Genomic DNA, 18,791 nt, shown 5'->3' on the forward strand with positions numbered 1-18,791 from the left:
TTTTGACGCAATTCCCGGCAAAACCGCTTCGCGCTTTGCCGGGAATTTTCTCTAAAAAACCTGGCGCATGATCACGAACAGCACGAAGGCGATCGCAATCGAGGCCGGCAACGTCAGCACCCAGGCCATCAGCATGTTGCGCACGGTCGACCATTGCAGGCCGGAGCTGTTCGCCGCCATGGTGCCGGCCACGCCTGATGACAGCACATGCGTGGTCGAGACCGGCAGACCGAGATGGTCGGCCGAAGCGATGGTGACCATCGCCACGACTTCGGCTGCCGCGCCCTGACCATAGGTCAGATGCGTCTTGCCGATCTTTTCGCCGACAGTGACGACGATGCGCTTCCAGCCCACCATCGTGCCGAGGCCGAGCGCGATTGCGACCGCCACCTTCACCCAGAGCGGGATGAACTTCGTCGCATTGTCGACCGCCTTGTGGTAGTTCGTCACCGCGCTAAGGTCACCGGCATCCATCGGCAGCAGCTTCTGCTTGTCGATCAGCTTCAGCGCCTCGCCGATCAGGTAGATGTCGTTTCGGACGTTGCCGACGAGATTGGTCGGTACTGCTTCGAGCGTCGGGAAGCCGGCGACCTCAGCACTGGTCTGGTGGATATATTGCTGCAGAGCCAGCGTCGTCGCATCCGTCCAGGTCTTGTTCTTGACGGCGTTGCTGACCTCGGCCTTGTAGTCCGCAACCGTCACGCCAGGCTTCACATATTTGCCGAGCGCGGTTTCCACCTGGGCCGATGCCGACTTGTAGGCTTCGAGATAGTTGACATCGGGCGTGCGGTTCAGCGCGAAAGCCGTCGGCACCAGGCCGATCAGGATGAGCATGATGAGGCCCATGCCCTTCTGGCCGTCGTTGGAGCCGTGGGCGAAGCTGACGCCGGTGCAGGTGAAGATCAGGATGGCGCGGATCCAGAGCGGCGGCGGCTGGTTGCCCTTCGGCTCCGCATAGAGCGCCTTGTTGCGCACCAAAAACTTCATGACCAGCAGGAGAACAGCGGAAAGACCGAAGCCGATCAGCGGCGAGATCAAAAGCGACAGACCGATATTGGTCGCCTGCGACCAGTCGACGCCGCTGGTCGCGGTGCCTGCCGGCGCCAGGAACTGGTTGGCAAGGCCGACGCCGATGATCGAGCCGACCAGCGTGTGCGAACTCGACGATGGCAGGCCGAGATACCAGGTGCCGAGGTTCCAGACGATCGCGGCAATCAGCAGCGCGAAGACCATGGCAAGGCCGGAGCCGGAACCGACCTGCAGGATCAGTTCCACCGGCAGCAGCGCCAGGATGCCGAAGGCGACGGCGCCGCTCGAGGTCAGTACGCCGAGGAAGTTGAAGAAGCCGGACCAGATGACGGCGAATTCCGCCGGCATGGAACGGGTGTAGATCACGGTGGCGACGGCATTGGCCGTATCATGAAAACCGTTGACGAACTCGAAGCCGAGCGCGATGAGCAGCGCAAGGCCTAGGAGAATCCAGGGAACGGCAACTGCAGTTGTCAGGTCGCGGGCGAGTGCATAGGCGACATATCCAAGGCCACAAACCAGAACGAGCGCAAACAGCGGCAAGAACCACTTGCTGGCCGAATTCGAACTGTGGAGCGGGTGGGAAGCGTCGCTATGAACCTGGCTGGGGGCAATATCGGCCATGGCATAGTTCCTTGTTCCGTTTTGCAAATTTGCCTTTTGTTAATAATTCCGCAGCGTGAAGCTCTCATGACGCCCCACCCGGCCCGCCCCGTAAGCCACTGATGTCGGACGATATTGACGGTGAAGCGCTTGGTACCGTCGCCTTCACGAAGGATGACGCGTCACAATCCCAGCCGCACAAGATGACTGGCTGCGCAGTGACAAAATCGCGCCCCGAGCGAATAAATCCTTCCCGCCTGGGACTCCGACGCTAAGTTCGGTCATCTCACACCCGCGCGGAGTCTTAGACGACATGTCATCGACCGACCTGCTGCTGACCTTCAACACCGGTTCTTCGACCGTTAAGATCGGCATCTTCGCGATAGATGGCGCCGAGGCACGACGCATCGGCAAAGGCGTGATCGATTTCCGCGCCGAACCGCTGTCGCTCGGCCTGACGAAAGGGCTGCAGATAGTCGAGATGCCGTTGAAGGCCGAGGTGACGGAAGACCTGCACGGCGTCATCGATGAGACCTTCGCGCGTCTCGCCGATCACTTCGACATGACAGCGACGCGTGCTGCCGGCCACCGTGTCGTCCATGGCGGCGACCGCTTCACCAGGCCGATCGCCCTCGACGCCGCCGCAATCGATGCCGTCGATGCGCTGACCCCGCTTGCGCCCCTGCACCAGCCGCAGGCGCTGCGTTTCATCCGCGCCCTCCGGCATCTGAAACCGCATCTTGCCCAGACGGCCTCCTTCGACACGGCTTTTCACGCCACGCAGGACGATCTCGTTCGCCGCTTCGCCATTCCCCGCGCGCTGCATGACGAGGGCATCAAGCGCTACGGCTTCCACGGCCTGTCCTATAAATTCATCGCCGGAGAGCTTCGCCGCAAGGCGCCGCGCACGGCAAAGGTGGTTGTCGCCCATCTCGGCAGCGGCGCCAGCCTCTGTGCGCTGGATGACGGCATCAGCCGCGATTGCAGCATGGGCTTTTCGACGCTCGACGGCATCCCGATGGCGACGCGCCCGGGCTGGCTCGATCCCGGCATCATCCTGCATCTGGCCCGTCAGAGGAAACAATCCTTCGAGGAGATCGAGGACTTGCTCTATCACCGTTGCGGCCTGCTCGGCGTCTCCGGCATCAGCGCCGATACGCGCGACCTGCTGAAGGACGGACGGCCGGAGGCGCGCCAGGCGATCGACCTCTTCACCCTGCGCGTTGCCGGCGAAATCGGCCGCATGGCGGCGACGCTTGGTGGCCTTGACGCCATCGTCTTCACCGCCGGCATCGGCGAGCATCAGCCGGAGATCCGCGCAGGCGTGGCTAAACGGCTATGCTGGCTTGGCTTTGCAATCGACGAAAAGGTCAATGCTGCCAATGACTTTACGATCAGCACCAGGGAAAGCCGCATCGCCGCCCATGTCATCGCCACCGATGAGGAGCAGATCATCGCCGAGGAGGCGCTGTCCGTTCTTGGCAGTGGCTGATCCAGATCAACAGCTTGCCGGCAGCAGCCGGTAGAATTGACGTTGAAGACGTTTTCGAACGGGAGAAACCCATGGAAAAGCATGTCTCGACCGCCGCCCTTAACGATGCCGAACTCACCCTGATCGACCGCTATTGGCGCGCCGCCAATTATCTCTCCATCGGCCAGATCTATCTGCTGGCCAATCCGCTGCTGCGCGAGCCGCTGAAACCAGAGCACATCAAACCCCGCCTGCTCGGCCATTGGGGCACGACACCCGGCCTCAACTTCATCTATGCGCATCTGAACCGTCTCATCCGCGCTCGCGACCTCGATATCATCTACATGTGCGGCCCCGGCCATGGCGGGCCGGGCATGGTCGCCAACACCTATCTCGAAGGCATCTACAGCGAGATCTATCCCGATATCTCCGAGGATGCCGAAGGCATGCGCAAGCTTTTCCGACAATTCTCTTTCCCCGGCGGCATTCCGAGCCACGCGGCACCCGAAACGCCGGGCTCGATCCACGAGGGCGGCGAACTCGGCTATGCCCTCGTCCATGCCTATGGCGCCGCCTTCGACAATCCCGATCTGATCGTCGCCTGCGTCATCGGCGACGGCGAAGCCGAAACCGGGCCACTGGCTGCGAGCTGGCATTCCAACAAGTTTCTGAACCCTGCCCGCGATGGCGCCGTGCTGCCGATCCTGCATCTGAACGGCTACAAGATCGCCAATCCGACCATTCTTGGCCGCGCCAGTCACGAGGATTTGCAGAGCCTCTTTGAAGGCTACGGCTACGAGCCCTTCTTCGTCGAGGGTCACGAGCCGCGCGACATGCACCAGCAGATGGCCGCAACCTTCGACAGGGTCTTCGATCGCATTCGCGAAATCCAGGAGGAAGCCCGCAAGGGCAAGGCACCCGATATCTGCCCGCGCTGGCCGATGATCGTGCTGCGCAGCCCGAAGGGCTGGACGGGACCGAAGGAAGTCGATGGCAAGAAGGTTGAAGGCTTCTGGCGCTCCCACCAGGTGCCGGTCTCCAATTGCCGCGAGAATGAAGGGCATCGCAAGATCCTCGAGGACTGGATGCGTGGCTATGATCCGGAGGACCTCTTTGGCAACGACGGCCGGCTGAAACCCGAGTTGCGGGCGCTAGCCCCCGTCGGCGAGCGCCGCATGGGCGCCAATCCGCATGCCAATGGCGGCTTGCTGCGCAAGGAACTCGATGTTCCCGATATCCGCGACTATGCGGTCGATATCGGCAAGCGCGGCAGCGCCATGGTGCAATCGACGGAAATCCTCGGCCATTACTTGCGCGACACGATGAAGCGCAACGCGAAGGCTGCCAATTTCCGTATCTTCGGCCCCGACGAGACAGAATCGAACCGTCTCGGCAGCGTCTTCGAAGTCACCGACCGTGTCTGGATGGAGCGTATCGAACCCTACGACGTCCACTTGTCCCCAGATGGACGTGTCATGGAGGTGCTGAGCGAACATCTCTGCCAGGGCTGGCTGGAAGGCTACCTGCTGACTGGCCGGCACGGCCTGTTCTCCTGCTACGAGGCCTTCATCCACATCATCGATTCCATGTTCAACCAGCACGCCAAATGGCTGAAGGTGACGCGGGAACTCGAGTGGAGAAAGCCGATCTCGTCGCTGAATTACCTGCTGACATCGCATGTCTGGCGTCAGGACCACAACGGCTTCAGCCATCAGGATCCCGGCTTCGTCGACCTCGTCGCCAATAAGAAGGCCGATATCGTCCGCATCTACCTGCCGCCGGATGCCAACACCCTGCTTTGGGTCGGCGATCATTGTCTGCGAACCTATGACCGCATCAATGTCATCGTCGCTGGCAAGCAACCGGAGCCGCAATGGTTATCGATGGACGAGGCGGTGAAACATTGCGAGGCCGGCATCGGCATCTGGCGCTGGGCGAGCAACGAGGACGACACCATTTTGCCCGATCTCGTCATGGCCTGTGCCGGCGACGTGCCGACCATGGAAATGCTTGCAGCGGTCGATCTGCTGCGCAAGGCCATTCCCGAGCTGAAGATCCGCACCGTCAACGTCGTCGATCTCCTGGCACTGCAATCCAGGGATCAGCATCCGCACGGCCTGACCGACGAGGCATTCGATGCGATCTTCACCGCCGACAAGCCTGTCATTTTCGCCTATCACGGCTATCCCTATCTCATCCACCGCCTGACCTATAAACGCACCAACCACCGCAACATCCACGTCCGCGGCTTCATCGAGGAAGGCACGACGACGACCCCCTTCGACATGACCGTCCTCAACGAACTCGACCGCTTCCACCTCGCCATCGAAGCGATCGAGCGTGTGCCGGGCCTGAAGGAAAAGGCAGGAGAAGCGCTCGCCGCCTTCCGTGGCAAGCTTGCGGAACATCACGACTATGTCCGCGAATATGGTGAGGACATGCCGGAGGTGCGGAACTGGACATGGCCGATGGCGTGAAGCGAAAACCAAACGGAATCGCACGGAACTGGTCGGCGGAGATCATCCGGCGGAAGCGATCGTCAAGCAAAGTCTAAAGTTGGTGAAAACCCTCGGCGCACTGTTCCTGCAAGACCGCATCGTAGGCTATGTGTCTCGGGCAAGCTTCAAGGCCGTCGACCGAGGAAACGACATGAAAAGTTTCGCTGCCACGCTTACCGCCGCCCGGCTGGAAAAGGCGCTCGCCTTCTACATGACGCCCGCAGCCCAGCGCGATGGCTCAGACGATGCCGTCAAATCAGCTGAGCAACGAGACGCATACGAGACCCGCGCCGGCGAACGCGCCCGCAACACGGAAGAGGGCGTCGAAGCCTGGTAAACCGGGAAACCTTGCGGGTGGCCTATACACGTTCAAGCCGAACCTTCTCCTTCATGCGCCAGACCCGCGGCGTTTCTCCGGTGTATTTAACGAAGAAGCGCGAGAAATAGGCGGGATCGGCAAAGCCGAGCCGAAATCCGATCTCCTGCACGCTGCCCAGTGTAAAAACCAGTTGGCGTTTCGCCTCTTCGACGAGTTTGCCAGCGATCAATTCATGCGGCGTGTTGCCGGTCATCGACCGGACGATGCGGGTGAGATGAGTCGGCGAAAGCCCAAGCTCTCTGGCGTAGAACGACGCGGGCTTGTGTGACCGAAAATGTTGCTGAATGAGCTCGCTCAGCATTTCCATCCGCCGCTCGTTCTCGTTGGGCGGAAGCTCGCGCGTATTCCCTTCATGAGAAATCCTCGCCGTCAGCCGCAGCGCCAGAGCTACATAGGCTGCCAACGCCTCGTTGCGGCCGCTGCGGCGGTTTTCGAATTCGTCGCCCAGCCGCTTCAACGTCTGCATGACATAGACGGCCTCGGCATTATCGGGATCGAGCGGCGTCAGATGCGGCGCCGCCAGCCATTCGCCGAGTTGGCTTCGATCACCGAGCGGATGGCTGAGATGGGATCTCAACAGGGTGATCACCAGGCCGTCGATATCGCGTGAAAAACGAAAGCCGTGATTGAGCCCGGGCGGCACGGTGATGATGGCCGGCGGACGGATGGCATGGCTCCTTTCGCCGAAGATCGCATCGCCGGAACCGCTTTCGATGTACAATATCTGAAAGAAACTCTCGTGGCGGTGCGGGCGAATCTCCCAGTGATGCAAACTGCTGCGAGAGCGAATTGTTTCGCAATGCACCCAAAAATCCGGTTCTCGCCCGGTCTTTTCGCCGTAGAGTTCATAGGTGGGGACCTGTCTGCTCATGGGGCTCCGTGGGGCTTCTCCGGCACCAATGTTCGATTAGTGCAATTTTTAGGTTGGGATGTCCATTGCTGCGGCAGGCGCGGCGCGGCAGAATCTGGCAAAACGCAAAAATGCAGGGAGGCAGCATTTGCGAACGCAGGTCGCCATTATCGGTTCGGGGCCATCCGGCCTACTGCTCGGCCAGCTTCTGACCGAAGCCGGCGTCGACAATGTCATTCTCGATCGTGTGAACAAGTATTATATCCTCGGCCGGGTTCGCGCCGGCGTTCTGGAGGAAGGCACCGTCGGGCTGCTGGATCAGGCAAAAGCGGGGACGCGGCTGCATGCCGAAGGCCTGCCGCATGACGGTTTCTCATTGGCCTTCGACGGACGCGACCACCGTATCGACCTCCACGAATTGACCGGCGGCAGGCGCGTTACGGTTTATGGACAGACCGAGGTAACGCGCGATCTCATGGAGCGGCGCGAAGAAAGCGGCTCCCTGTCGATCTACGATGCTGTCGATGTCGCGCCGCATGACTTCGACGGCCATTCTCCCTTCGTCACCTATCTGAAAGACGGTGTTGTCGAGCGCATCGATTGCGACTTCATCGCCGGCTGCGACGGCTTTCACGGCGCCAGCCGCAAGGCCGTCCCGGAACGGGCAATCAAGACATTCGAGAAGATCTATCCCTTCGGTTGGCTGGGGATCCTTGCCGACGTGGCGCCTGTCAGCCATGAGCTGATCTATGCCAACCATCCGAGAGGCTTTGCGCTCTGTTCGATGCGCTCGGCGACCCGCAGCCGCTACTACATCCAATGTGCGCTCGACGAGAAGATCGAGGACTGGAGCGACGATCGCTTCTGGGACGAGTTGAGACGGCGTCTGCCGACGCATCATGCCGAGGCCTTGGCGACCGCGCCGTCCTTCGAGAAATCTATCGCTCCGTTGCGCTCCTTCGTCGCCGAACCGATGCGTTTCGGCCGGCTTTTCCTGGTCGGCGACGCCGCCCATATCGTCCCGCCGACCGGCGCCAAGGGATTGAACCTTGCCGCCAGCGACGTCCACTACCTTTTCTCCGGGCTGATCGAGCATTACCGCGAAGGCTCGAATAGTGGCATCGACGCCTACTCGCAAAAGGCGCTCGCCCGCGTGTGGAAAGCCGTGCGGTTTTCCTGGTGGATGACGACGATGATGCATCGTTTTCCGGATACCGGGGATTTTGACCAGAAGATCCAGGAGGCGGAGCTCGACTATCTCACCCACTCCCGCGCCGCCTCGACGGCGCTTGCGGAGAACTATGTGGGACTGCCATTCTGATAGGAGTGTCTGAGGCCGGCATGGATCAGAATTCGACCGTAGAACCGGCGGCCGATAGTTCGCTCCTCGACATACAATCATAATTGTACAGTTATGGATTACGGTATTTATTTCATTTTACATCACCATTTCGCATGACAGGTTAGCGCTAAATTTCCAGCGGCTAGCGAATACGGCGCCGGAGTGCGCCAAAAAGGGAGAGAGAGAATGAAGAAACTATTTCTGGCCGCCATTGCGGCAGTCGCCATGGGCACGAGCGCCTATGCCGACACCATCAAAGTCGGGGTCATCGGGCCGTTCTCCGGTCCGTTCGCGCTCCAAGGCAAGAACTTCAAGGCCGGCATCGATGCCTATATGGCGGTCAACGGCAACAAGGTCGGCAACGATACGGTCGAGATCGTCTATCGTGACGTGCCGCAAGCCGATCCGGCCCAATCCAAGGCGCTGGCGCAGGAACTGATCGTCAAGGAAAAGGTCCAATATCTCGCCGGCTTTTACTTCACGCCCGATGCCATGGCGGTGACGCCGATCCTGAAGCAGGGCAATGTGCCGATGGTCATCATGAACGCCGCCACCTCGGCGATCGTCACCAAGAGCCCGCTCGTCGTCCGCACCTCGTTTACCACCTGGCAGACCTCGACGCCGATCGCCAAGGTGGCCTTCGACGCCGGCGTCAAGAAGGTGATTTCCGTCGTCAGCGATTACGGCCCTGGCATCGACGCCGAGAACGCCTTCAAGGCCGGCTTCGAAAAGGCCGGCGGCCAGGTGGTCGAGGCGATCCGCATGCCGCTTGCGACCAACGATTTCAGCCCGATCATGCAGCGCATCAAGGATTCCGGCGCTGAGGGCGTGTTCGCCTTCCTGCCCTCCGGTCCGACGACGCTCGGCTTCGTCAAGGCTTACAACGACAATGGCCTGAAGGCTGCCGGCGTCAAGTTCTTCGCGCCGGGTGACCTGACGCAGGAATCCGATCTGCCGGCCCTCGGCGATGCTGCCCTCGGCATCCAGACGACCTTCCACTATGCCGTGTCGCACGATTCTCCCGAGAACAAGGCTTTTGTCGAGGCGGCAACCAAGGCGATCGGCAACAAGGCCGAACTCTCCTTCCCCGCGGTCAGCGCCTATGACGGCATGTATGTCATCTACAAGATGATCGAGGCGACGGGCGGCAAGCAGGATGCTGAAAAGGCCGTCGATGCAGTCAAGGGCCTTGCCTGGACGAGCCCGCGCGGCCCGGTTTCGATCGATCCGGAAAGCCGTCACATCACACAGAACATCTATCTGCGCGAAGTCACCAAGGCAGATGACGGGACCTACATCAACAAGGAGGTCCATACTTTCGAGAAGCAGGGCGATCCGGGCCTGGCAGCCGTCAAGTAACATCGAGCGTCAAGACAGGTGACGGACTTGGCCTGCGATCAGGCCGAGCCCGTCGCTTGGAAGCAAGGTATTTCCATGCAGACAGTCTTCAGCATAGCCGTCGACGCCCTTGCCTATGGCATGGTGCTGTTCGTGATCTCGATTGGCCTTTCGGTGACCATGGGGCTGATGCGTGTCGTCAACCTCGCCCATGGCGCCTTCGCAATGATCGGCGGCTATATCGCCTCCTATGTCGCACGCGACCTCGGCCTCGGTTATGCCGCGGCGGTCATCGCCGCCGTTGTCATCACGATCATCGTCGCCATTCCGATCGAGCGTTTTCTCTATCGCCGGATCTATGGCGCGCCGGAACTGACCCAGGTGCTGATGACCATCGGCATCACCTTCTGCGTCATCGGCATCGCCAATTATGTCATGGGGCCGACGCTGAAGACCATACCGCTTGCCGGTGCGCTACAGGGGTCAGCCGATCTCGGCTTCCGCACCATTCCCGTTCACCGGCTTTTCCTCATCCTCTGCGGCCTCGCCGTGGCTCTCGCCCTCTGGTTTACGATCGACAGGACGAGCTTCGGCGTCAAGCTACGCGCCTCCGTCGACGATGCGGCGATGGCTGCAGCACTCGGCGTGCGCACAGAGATCATCTATGCGGTGAGTTTTGCCGTTGCCGTCGGGCTTGCCGCCTTCGGCGGCGTGGTCGGCGCCGAACTCCTACCCGTCGAACCCTATTACGCGCTGCGCTACATGGTGACCTTCCTGGTCGTCGTCTCCGTCGGCGGCGCGGGCTCCATTCCAGGCGCGCTGATCGCCTGTCTGCTGCTGGGCGCGATCGATACCACAGGACGGTATCTGATGCCGGAATTCGGCGAATTCTTCTTCTATCTCGCGGTGATCGCAATCATCTGCGTCTTCCCGCGCGGCCTTGCCGGAAGGGCGAAATAGGATGGCGCTTGTCATGAACGACGAAAACGAAGGTCTACAGCATCGTCGCGGCTTTATCGGCCGCGATTTCATCGGAATAGCGGTCATCGTAGCCATTGCCACGATCGGCTATTTCGCCTTCCCCGATAATCTCGCCCTTCTGACCCGAATGATCACCATCGCGCTGCTCGTCCTGTCGCTCGATCTCGTGACCGGTTATTGCGGCGTCGCAACGCTCGGCCATGCAGCACTTTTCGGCTCCGGCGCCTATGCCGCCGGGATCCTTTCGGCGCATTACGGCATCAATGACCCGCTGCTGATGATGCTGGCCGGCATTGTCGGCGGCGTGGTCGCCGGGCTGCTCTGCGGCGCCATCATCCTGCGTGCGCATGGACTGCCGCAGCTGGTGCTGTCGATTGCGCTGATCAACCTCTTCCATGAATTCGCCAACAAGGCCTCGTCATGGACAGGCGGCAGCGACGGACTTTCCGGCATTGCGCCGGACCCGGTCTTCGGCCTCTTCGAGTTCGATCTCTACGGTCACACCGCCTTCTTCTTCGGAATGGCGCTGCTGCTGACCGTCTTCGTGCTGCTGAGGGTTCTGGTCCGCTCGCCCTTCGGCATGCTCTGCCGCGCCATCAAGCAGGACCCGCTGCGCATCCGCGCCATGGGCGCTTCGCCGAAGGCAGCTCTGATCAGGATGTACGCGATCTCCGGTGCCGTTGCCGGTGTCGGCGGCGCCTTGAACGCGATTTCGACACAGGTCGTCGGCCTCGACAGCCTGTCTTTCACGCAGTCGGCGGAAGCGCTTGTGATGCTGGTCCTCGGCGGCACCGGTTCTCTCTTCGGGGCACTTTCCGGCACCGTCATCTTCATGCTCTTCGAGGACTATGTCTCCGCCGCCAATCCCTTCCATTGGCTGACCATGGTCGGCGCGCTGCTGATCGCCGTCGTGCTCTTTGCGCCGAAAGGTCTCTATGGCACGGCCGCAGCCTTCGTTAGCCGCCGCACGGAGAAGCGCTCATGAGCCCGGTCTTCGAAGTCGCCAATCTCAAGAAAGCCTTCGGCGGCCTTGCCGTCACAAATAATGTCTCGCTCACGATGTCGCCTGGTGATCGCATCGCGCTGATCGGCCCGAACGGCGCCGGCAAGACCACCTTCGTCAACCTCGTGACCGGTAATCTCTCGCCCGATTCAGGCGAGGTTCGCCTCGGCGGCGAGGTGGTGACAAAGGTCGATGCGATCGGCAGGGTCAGACGCGGCCTTGTCCGCTCCTTTCAGGTGACGCGGCTCTTCCAGGACATGACGCCGGCCGAACATGTGGGACTTGCCGTCCTTCAGCGCGATGGAAAGACTGGGCACATGTTCGGCAATTTCCTGCGTATGCCCGATGTCATGGCGGAGGTCGATGATCTCCTCGGCAAGCTCGGACTGGCTTTCCTGATGCATCGCAAGGTCAGCGAAATCGCCTATGGCCAGCAGCGGCTTCTCGAGATCGCCGTGGCGCTGGCATTGAAGCCGAAAGTGCTGCTGCTTGACGAGCCGGCAGCCGGCGTGCCGCAGAGCGATACCGGCCGCATCGAGCAGGCGCTGGCCGATCTGCCCGCCGATCTCGCCGTCTTGATGATCGAACACGATATGGATCTCGTCTTCCGTTTTGCCAAACGGGTCATCGTGCTTGCATCAGGCGCGATCATCTTCGATGGCCAGCCTGAAGACGTCACCAAGGATGCGCGCGTGCGCGAGGCCTATCTCGGGAGCTATGCCAATGCCAGCCATATCGCTTGAGGTCGAGAATCTGTCGGCCGGATATGGGCCGACGAGAGTGCTCGAAGGCATTTCCTTCTCCGTGCCGGCAGGTGCCCGGCTTGCCGTGCTCGGCCGCAACGGCATGGGCAAGACCACGCTGCTCGCAACGCTTGCCGGGCAGACCAGGCGATACGAGGGCAGCATCCGCCTCGGCGATTCGGATGTCACGACGGCACCGAGTGCTGCACGCGCGCACAAGGGCCTCGGATATGTGCCGCAGGCACGCTGCGTCTTCCCGACGTTGACGGTCGAAGAGAACCTCTTCGTCGGCTTGAAGGCGCGACCGAAGACGGCGCTGGAGGAAGCCTATGCGATGTTCCCGCGCCTGAAGGAGCGCCGCCGCAACCTCGGTAGCCAGCTTTCCGGCGGCGAGCAGCAGATGCTCTCCACGGCCCGCACCATTCTCGGCCGCCCGTCCGTCCTGCTGCTCGACGAACCGCTGGAGGGCCTCGCACCCGTTATCTGCGAGGAACTCATGGCCGCCTTCACCGACCTCGCCAAGACGGGAGACATGACCATCCTGCTGGTCGAACAGCGCATCCAGAGCGCGCTCGATTTCGCCGATCAGGTCGTCATTCTCGAACGCGGCAGACTGGCCTGGACCGGAACGCCGGAGAACCTCACCAGGGATCACGAGGCTGTCGAGAGCCTGCTCGGGGTCGGCGGCCTGCATTGATGGGATGGTCGGCAGAAGCTCGGGCTCTGCTGATTGCTCCCCTTTCGCCTTCAAGATTGCTCTTGGCGCGCCGAGCAATTCATGCAGTATATCGTCATGACGACGTCATGATTGATCCGCCATTATTATCCTGCCTGAAAGTTTTCCGCTGGTCGATTGATGGATCTCCTGAAAAGGCGAGCAACACCATGATCGATGAAGCGGCAGTAGCGTAAGACAAGACGTAAAATCCTGGTTCATAAACAGGATCGACATTCGAGCCGCTCTCTTTACTTGAATGCTTGAGGTGTAACCGATCGAAATCTGTTGGATTGACGGGCGGAATTGCTCTGCCGCTCCATCAATTTCGGTTGCCAGATACCCGATAAGGTTGCATAGTCGAACAGAAAATCACACGGGAGGTAGAAATGGCAAACCACAAGCCGGTCGCAGGTGATGTATACCAGCCTATTTTCAACATCGACAACCCGATCGACGGCAACATCCTGGACAATACCAGTTCGGTGGATGCCGACGGAGATCAGGTGCGTCTCAACTTCGTCAATGGACAGCGAATTCCGCAACCGGCCGATCCGAACGGGCCTGCCACGACCACCACAGTCGAGGGAAAATACGGCACTCTGACCGTCTATTCCAACGGTAACTACACCTATGAGCTCGATCACACCAACCCGGTGGTATCAGCGCTCGGCCCGGGAGACCAACTCGTCGACCAGTTCAATTTCAAGATCTCGGATGGCAAAGGCGCCACCGATTTCGGCTTGCTCAACATCGCGGTCGACCTGCCGGAACGCGGCGACGTCTTCGTCAATTTCGAGGATGTCGGCAACCACGACTTCCCGACGGGCTACAAAGGCTTCGATTGGGGCGCCTGGTACGATGGTGACGACGCGACTGTGCGGGAGGAAGCGGATGGCAACCACTATCTGGGAGGAGGCGTGTTCTGGACACCCATCCAAGCCGCCGATGGCGGCAACTTTCAGATCGAGCAATTCAGTGTCGCAAACGGCACATCGGATTATGACAACGTTCTGACGATCGAAGGTAAGCTGGACGGCGATACCGTATTCTTGGTCACAGTCAACGTCACCGCCGACAGCATTCATGACCCGCAAGTGATCGATCTCAGCGCCTACGGCGAAATCGACTCTCTCGTGCTCGACACAGAACCCGTCATCAACGAAACGAGCGGCCCGGATTATTACGGCGCGCAATACGACAACTTTCATTTCATCGTCTGATTGATGGGAAAGGGCGCCGCATCACCGAAATCTGTGCACCTTCACCGACTGCGCTCTGCGGCGCCTATCTGGGTACCAATTTCTTGCGATAGCTGACGGGCCTGCATCTTGCTAGCATTGGATCGTTCGAGGGGGCACGATTATGCTGGGATGGAGGAAATGATGCAGCCAGTCGGGATCAGGTTAGCGGCGGTCATGTTCTCGCTCGCCGTATGGGCTATTATTATCGCTGTCGCATCCCACCTTTGGGCGACGAAGATGCCTCTGTTGCTTCTGACGCTCTACAGATAGGCCTGTCCTCAGCGTTGGCGGGAATCCTGCAGATCAGGGCCGGACTGGTTTTGTCCCCTCACCGCCACGTTTGGTGGTTGCCACCAGTGTGCCATCACGCCAAAAAAAGAGGCCGTCTTTTCGGCCTCCAAAATTCGCATTTTATGTAATGAAAACAGATGGTAGCGGAGGAGGGATTTGAACCCCCGACACAAGGATTATGATTCCTCTGCTCTGACCTACTGAGCTACTCCGCCACTGGTCAACGACACCCGCTCGCGAAGCGATGCCGGTTCGTGGGATGAGCGGCTTATAAGGTGCGCTTCGGCTTTGTGTCAAGCGCATGATCGAGAAAAAGGGTGGGCTTTACCGCCTCCTGTTTCCGATCGGTTTCAGGCGGCGACGGGGCTGGCCAAAAGGGCCTTCAGGCAGGCTTCCGCCGAAGGTTCACGCTCGGAGCGTTCGATGAAACCGCCGCCGAAGACGCGGGCGTTGTCGCCGGGCGCGGAATAAAGCGCGCAGGCCTGGCCGGGCGCGATACCCGCCTCGCCGACCGTCAGGTCGACATAGGTGCCTGTTGCATCGATATGCAGGACGGCGGGCGCCGGCGCCCTTGTTGAGCGGACCTTGGCGTAACAGGCAAAGCCCTTGCCGGCGGCGGCTTCCGCAAGCGTCTCGTCACCCAGCCAGTTGACGTCACGCAAGTAGACGCGGTGCGTTTCCAGCGCCTCTTTTGGCCCGACGATGACCCGGCGCGAGCGAGCATCGAGAAAGACGACGTAGAGCGGCTCGCCGGTGGCGATGCCGATGCCGCGGCGCTGGCCGATCGTGAAATGCAGGATGCCCTCATGGGTGCCGAGCACGCGCCCATCAAGATGGACGATCTCGCCGGCGAGCGCCGCATTCGGCTTCAGCTTGGTGATGACGTCGGAATATTTGCCCTGCGGCACGAAGCAGATGTCCTGGCTGTCGGCCTTCTTGGCAACGACGAGGCCCATCTCTTCGGCGAGCCTGCGGGTCTCGGCCTTCGGCAGGCCGCCCAGGGGAAAGCGGAGATAATCGATCTGTTCCTGCGTCGTGGCGAAGAGGAAATAGCTTTGGTCGCGGTCGGCATCGGCCGGGCGGAAAAGCGCGCGGCGGCCGGGATTGTCCGGCGAAGGATTCCGTCCCGAGCGGATATAATGGCCGGTCGCCAGCGCATCGGCGCCAAGCTCCTTGGCGGTCGCCAGAAGATCGGCGAATTTGACGGTCTGGTTGCAGGAAACGCAAGGGATCGGCGTTTCGCCCGCCACATAGCTTTCGGCGAATGGGTTGATCACCGTCTCACGAAAGCGCTTTTCGTAATCGAGCACGTAATGCGGAATGCCGAGCGTTTCGCAGACGCGGCGCGCGTCGTCGATATCCTGGCCGGCGCAACAGGAGCCCGCGCGGTGAACGGCGGCGCCATGATCGTAAAGCTGCAGCGTGATGCCGAGCACATCATAACCCTGCTGTTTGAGAAGGCCGGCGACAACGGATGAATCGACGCCGCCCGACATGGCGACGACGACACGGGTCTCTTCCGGCTTCTTGTCAAAATCCAGTGTGTTCAACGATGGTGCCAATTCTGCGCGGTCACGATCCGCCCTTGCGCTGCAATTGCGGCGGATTGCTGATCTCCGGCGGGATCGGCCGCCGTCTCTCGATGAGGCACCGATATAGAAAGGATTGTCCTTGGGCGCAAGGGGCAGCCTTCGGGCGCCGATATTTCGCATTCCCGCCTGAAGAGAAGGCGCAGCCGAAGCCGCGCCTTGGAGCGGGGGGTGCGGCTCAAGTGCCGATCAGCTTGTTGCAGGCGAATGCGATGCCCGGATTGGCGATAATGGCGGTTACGAGCGCCAGTCCGATCATCGATAATGAATAGCGTTTCATAGACATCCTCCTTTCCAGCCCACGACAATTATGCCGCTTCTGCCGGCTTTCTCAAAATGACGAATGCTTGATGGCATCCGGCGAATACCTTTCCCTGGACGCCGCTGCCAGCTGTCGCTTAAGCGACTCTATCTGCGTGACGAAGCGGCCTTCAGCGCGCGGCCGTGGATCAACGCCTCTGCCTCGTGCTGCGGCATCGGCCGGCCGATCAGATAGCCCTGCACCTCACTGAAACCTTCGGCACGCAGCTTCTGCAACTGCTCTTCCGTCTCGATCCCTTCGGCCAGCGTCGTCGCGTTGAATCCGGAGCCGATGCCGACGACGGCACGCACGATGGCGAGATTGCCCGCATCCGTCTCGATGCCCGAAACGAAACTGCGGTCGAGCTTGATCTTGTCGAAAGGGAAGGATCGGAGATAACTCAGCGACGAATAACCGGTGCCGAAGTCGTCGATGGCGATGCGGAGGCCGAGTTCCTTCAATGCACGCAGCCGCGGCAGGCTTTGGTCGGCATCGGTCAGGAATACGGATTCGGTGATTTCGATTTCAAGCCGGTCGGCATTGAGGCCCGTCTCGTCAAGCGCCGAGACCACGGTCGAAAGCAGGCTTGCATGCCGAAACTGGCTGACGGAGAGATTGACGGCGACCCTCAGATGGGCGGGCCAGCCGGCAGCCGCGCGGCAGGCTTCCCGGATCACCCAGTCGCCGATCGGCACGATGAGGCCGGTTTCCTCGGCAAGCGGAATGAATTCCATCGGCGCCACCAGCCCGCGCTTGGGATGGCGCCAGCGGATCAGCGCCTCGAAGCCGCCGATGCCGTCATTGTCGAGCTGCACGATCGGCTGGTAATACAGCTCGAACTGGCGCTTCTCCAGCGCTTCCCACAGCTCGGCGGTCATCACGTGCCGGCGTTCAGCGGCAAGCCGCATCTCCATCTCGTAGAAACGATAGGTCGAGCGTCCGCTCTCCTTGGCGGCATAGAGTGCCAGATCCGTGTGCCGCATCAACACATCCGCGTCGCCGGCATGGTCGGGCGCCAAGGCGATGCCGATACTGCAGGTGACATGCTCCCGGGCGCCGTCGAGATCGAAGGCATGGCTCAGCGCCTTGAGCAGCCGCTGCGCAAAACGGCCGGCCCGTTCCGGCTCGTCGAGTTCCAGCACGACGGCGAATTCGTCGCCGCCGAGACGGGCGACGAGATCGCCCTCCTCCGCCAGCTGAAGCAGCCGCTCCGACACTTGGCAAAGCAGCGCATCGCCGGCGGCATGCCCCTTGCTGTCGTTGATATGCTTGAAATGATCGACATCGATATAAAGCAGCGCGATCGGGCTGTCGGCGGTCGCCTCGACCGCCCGCTGGTTGATGTGCCTGGAAAACGCCGCCCGGTTCGGCAGGCCGGTGAGCGAATCGTGCATGGCGAGATGGGCAAGCTTTGCCTCGACGGTCCGCTCCTCCGTCACGTCCTGCGAGATGCCGAGCAGATAACGCGGGGCATGGCCCTCGGGCGTCGGCAGGGCGCGTTTGACGGTGCGCAAGAGGCGCGGCGCCCCATCGGCGCGCAGCATCGTCTCCTCAAAGCTGATCGTCGCATTGGCTTCGAAGGCCCGGCGATCCTGCTCGCGAAAGGCGTCTGTCTGACTGGGGGGAAACAGCGCCCGGTCGGTTCGGCCGACCACGTCCTCCGCCTTCATGCCGACGATGTCGCCGCAGGCCTCGTTGAAGAGAACGTAAAGCCCGTCCGCTTCCATGTCCTTGACGAAGACGCCGACCGGCAGGTTGTCGACGATGCTGTCGAGAAGCGAGCGCGTATCGCTCATCTGGCGTCTGGCGGCGTTGACCTCGGTGCGATCCTGCACGATCGCCAGGATTGCGGCCCGGCCCTCGAAACGCACTTCTCGGCCATAGGTCAGCACTTCGAAGGTCTCGCCGCTCGCCTTGAGGTGAACCCAGCGTTCCGCCTTTTCCATGTCGGTACGGCCGCTGACGGCGTCGCTCATCCGTTCCCGCTCATGCTCAGGGCGGATATCCAGAACCGTCATGCGCCGGTACTCGTCCGCGCCATAGCCGTAAAGTGCTGCCGCCGCCTCGTTGACGATGAGAAAGCGCAGCGATATCGGATCATAGACCCACATCGGCGACGGATGCGTTGCAAACAATGACCGGAAGTCGTCGTTTAATGCTTCGGTCTGCTCGGTCTTCTGCAAGGGGGCCATGGAAATTCGCGTGCGGTTGATGCCGATGGCACGGGTATACTGAGAAAAGTTAAATAAAATCAGAATCATACTCGGGGTTAAACTTTAGGCTTTCGCCTTCAGAATGTGCAAAAGCGGCGGTTTGCCATCGCGATCTCGGTCCTCGATAAAATATTTGAGGCACCACGGAACAATTCCCTCGATCGTGCGTTCTTGGGCATCGAAGTCGCAATCGAATTGCTG

14 protein-coding genes and 1 tRNA gene are annotated in these 18,791 nt (G+C 60.8%); 10 read left to right on the forward strand and 5 right to left on the reverse strand.

Annotated features, from left to right (window positions below; translation table 11 throughout):
• Positions 1 to 51 precede the first annotated feature (51 nt).
• Positions 52 to 1,653: an inorganic phosphate transporter gene (locus G9X67_RS32460; RefSeq protein ID WP_171600602.1), complete on the reverse strand. Its 1,602-nt coding sequence runs from the start codon at positions 1,651 to 1,653 to the stop codon at positions 52 to 54.
• A 292-nt stretch (positions 1,654 to 1,945) separates the two neighbouring features.
• Between G9X67_RS32460 and G9X67_RS32465 the strand changes: the two genes are divergently transcribed.
• The 3 genes from G9X67_RS32465 to G9X67_RS32475 all read left to right on the forward strand — a co-directional run bounded on the left by G9X67_RS32465 (position 1,946) and on the right by G9X67_RS32475 (position 5,938).
• Positions 1,946 to 3,124 (forward strand): acetate/propionate family kinase, encoded by a 1,179-nt coding sequence (locus tag G9X67_RS32465; RefSeq protein WP_138390890.1) that lies wholly within the window; start codon positions 1,946 to 1,948, stop codon positions 3,122 to 3,124.
• A 71-nt stretch (positions 3,125 to 3,195) separates the two neighbouring features.
• The gene (locus tag G9X67_RS32470; RefSeq protein WP_171600603.1) at positions 3,196 to 5,580 is read left to right on the forward strand and encodes a phosphoketolase family protein; all 2,385 of its coding nucleotides are present in this window, start codon (positions 3,196 to 3,198) and stop codon (positions 5,578 to 5,580) included.
• 79 nt (positions 5,581 to 5,659) lie between these two features.
• Positions 5,660 to 5,938: a hypothetical protein gene (locus G9X67_RS32475; protein ID WP_171600604.1), complete on the forward strand. Its 279-nt coding sequence runs from the start codon at positions 5,660 to 5,662 to the stop codon at positions 5,936 to 5,938.
• A gap of 22 nt (positions 5,939 to 5,960) precedes the next feature.
• On the opposite strand, the gene G9X67_RS32480 is transcribed toward G9X67_RS32475, so the two are convergent.
• Positions 5,961 to 6,851 carry a helix-turn-helix domain-containing protein gene (locus tag G9X67_RS32480; RefSeq protein WP_171600605.1) on the reverse strand — a complete coding sequence of 297 codons (891 nt, stop codon included), beginning with the start codon at positions 6,849 to 6,851 and terminating at the stop codon, positions 5,961 to 5,963.
• Positions 6,852 to 6,978: 127 nt separating this feature from the next.
• Here G9X67_RS32480 and pobA point away from each other — a divergent pair, with 127 nt between their 5' ends.
• The 7 genes from pobA (at position 6,979) to G9X67_RS32515 (ending at position 14,175) form a co-directional block, all read left to right on the forward strand.
• On the forward strand, positions 6,979 to 8,151 hold the full coding sequence (pobA, locus tag G9X67_RS32485) for a 4-hydroxybenzoate 3-monooxygenase (protein WP_171600606.1): 1,173 nt from the start codon (positions 6,979 to 6,981) through the stop codon (positions 8,149 to 8,151).
• A gap of 207 nt (positions 8,152 to 8,358) precedes the next feature.
• Positions 8,359 to 9,531: an ABC transporter substrate-binding protein gene (locus tag G9X67_RS32490; RefSeq protein WP_171600607.1), complete on the forward strand. Its 1,173-nt coding sequence runs from the start codon at positions 8,359 to 8,361 to the stop codon at positions 9,529 to 9,531.
• A 75-nt stretch (positions 9,532 to 9,606) separates the two neighbouring features.
• Positions 9,607 to 10,470: a branched-chain amino acid ABC transporter permease gene (locus tag G9X67_RS32495; protein WP_138333512.1), complete on the forward strand. Its 864-nt coding sequence runs from the start codon at positions 9,607 to 9,609 to the stop codon at positions 10,468 to 10,470.
• Between the two features lies 1 nt (position 10,471).
• A complete protein-coding gene (locus tag G9X67_RS32500; RefSeq protein WP_171600608.1) occupies positions 10,472 to 11,476 on the forward strand; it encodes a branched-chain amino acid ABC transporter permease in 1,005 nt (334 codons plus the stop codon).
• On the forward strand, positions 11,473 to 12,237 hold the full coding sequence (locus tag G9X67_RS32505; RefSeq protein ID WP_138333508.1) for an ABC transporter ATP-binding protein: 765 nt from the start codon (positions 11,473 to 11,475) through the stop codon (positions 12,235 to 12,237). The genes G9X67_RS32500 and G9X67_RS32505 overlap by 4 nt, the downstream gene beginning before the upstream one ends.
• Complete coding sequence (locus G9X67_RS32510) at positions 12,218 to 12,934, forward strand: ABC transporter ATP-binding protein (protein ID WP_011653344.1); 717 nt, start codon at positions 12,218 to 12,220, stop codon at positions 12,932 to 12,934. The genes G9X67_RS32505 and G9X67_RS32510 overlap by 20 nt, the downstream gene beginning before the upstream one ends.
• Positions 12,935 to 13,323: 389 nt before the next feature.
• Positions 13,324 to 14,175, forward strand: a complete 852-nt coding sequence (locus tag G9X67_RS32515; RefSeq protein ID WP_348647903.1) for a VCBS domain-containing protein — start codon at positions 13,324 to 13,326, stop codon at positions 14,173 to 14,175.
• Between the two features lie 450 nt (positions 14,176 to 14,625).
• Here G9X67_RS32515 and G9X67_RS32520 read toward each other — a convergent pair.
• From G9X67_RS32520 to G9X67_RS32530, 3 genes are all read right to left on the reverse strand, one after another.
• A tRNA-Met gene (locus tag G9X67_RS32520) sits at positions 14,626 to 14,702 on the reverse strand.
• A gap of 135 nt (positions 14,703 to 14,837) precedes the next feature.
• Positions 14,838 to 16,037, reverse strand: a complete 1,200-nt coding sequence (gene mnmA, locus G9X67_RS32525) for a tRNA 2-thiouridine(34) synthase MnmA (RefSeq protein ID WP_138390901.1) — start codon at positions 16,035 to 16,037, stop codon at positions 14,838 to 14,840.
• A gap of 447 nt (positions 16,038 to 16,484) precedes the next feature.
• Complete coding sequence (locus G9X67_RS32530) at positions 16,485 to 18,638, reverse strand: bifunctional diguanylate cyclase/phosphodiesterase (protein WP_171600609.1); 2,154 nt, start codon at positions 18,636 to 18,638, stop codon at positions 16,485 to 16,487.
• Positions 18,639 to 18,791: the final 153 nt, after the last annotated feature.

Origin of the sequence: Rhizobium sp. WYCCWR 11152, assembly GCF_013087615.1 — a bacterium.
Lineage (GTDB): Bacteria > Pseudomonadota > Alphaproteobacteria > Rhizobiales > Rhizobiaceae > Rhizobium > Rhizobium indicum.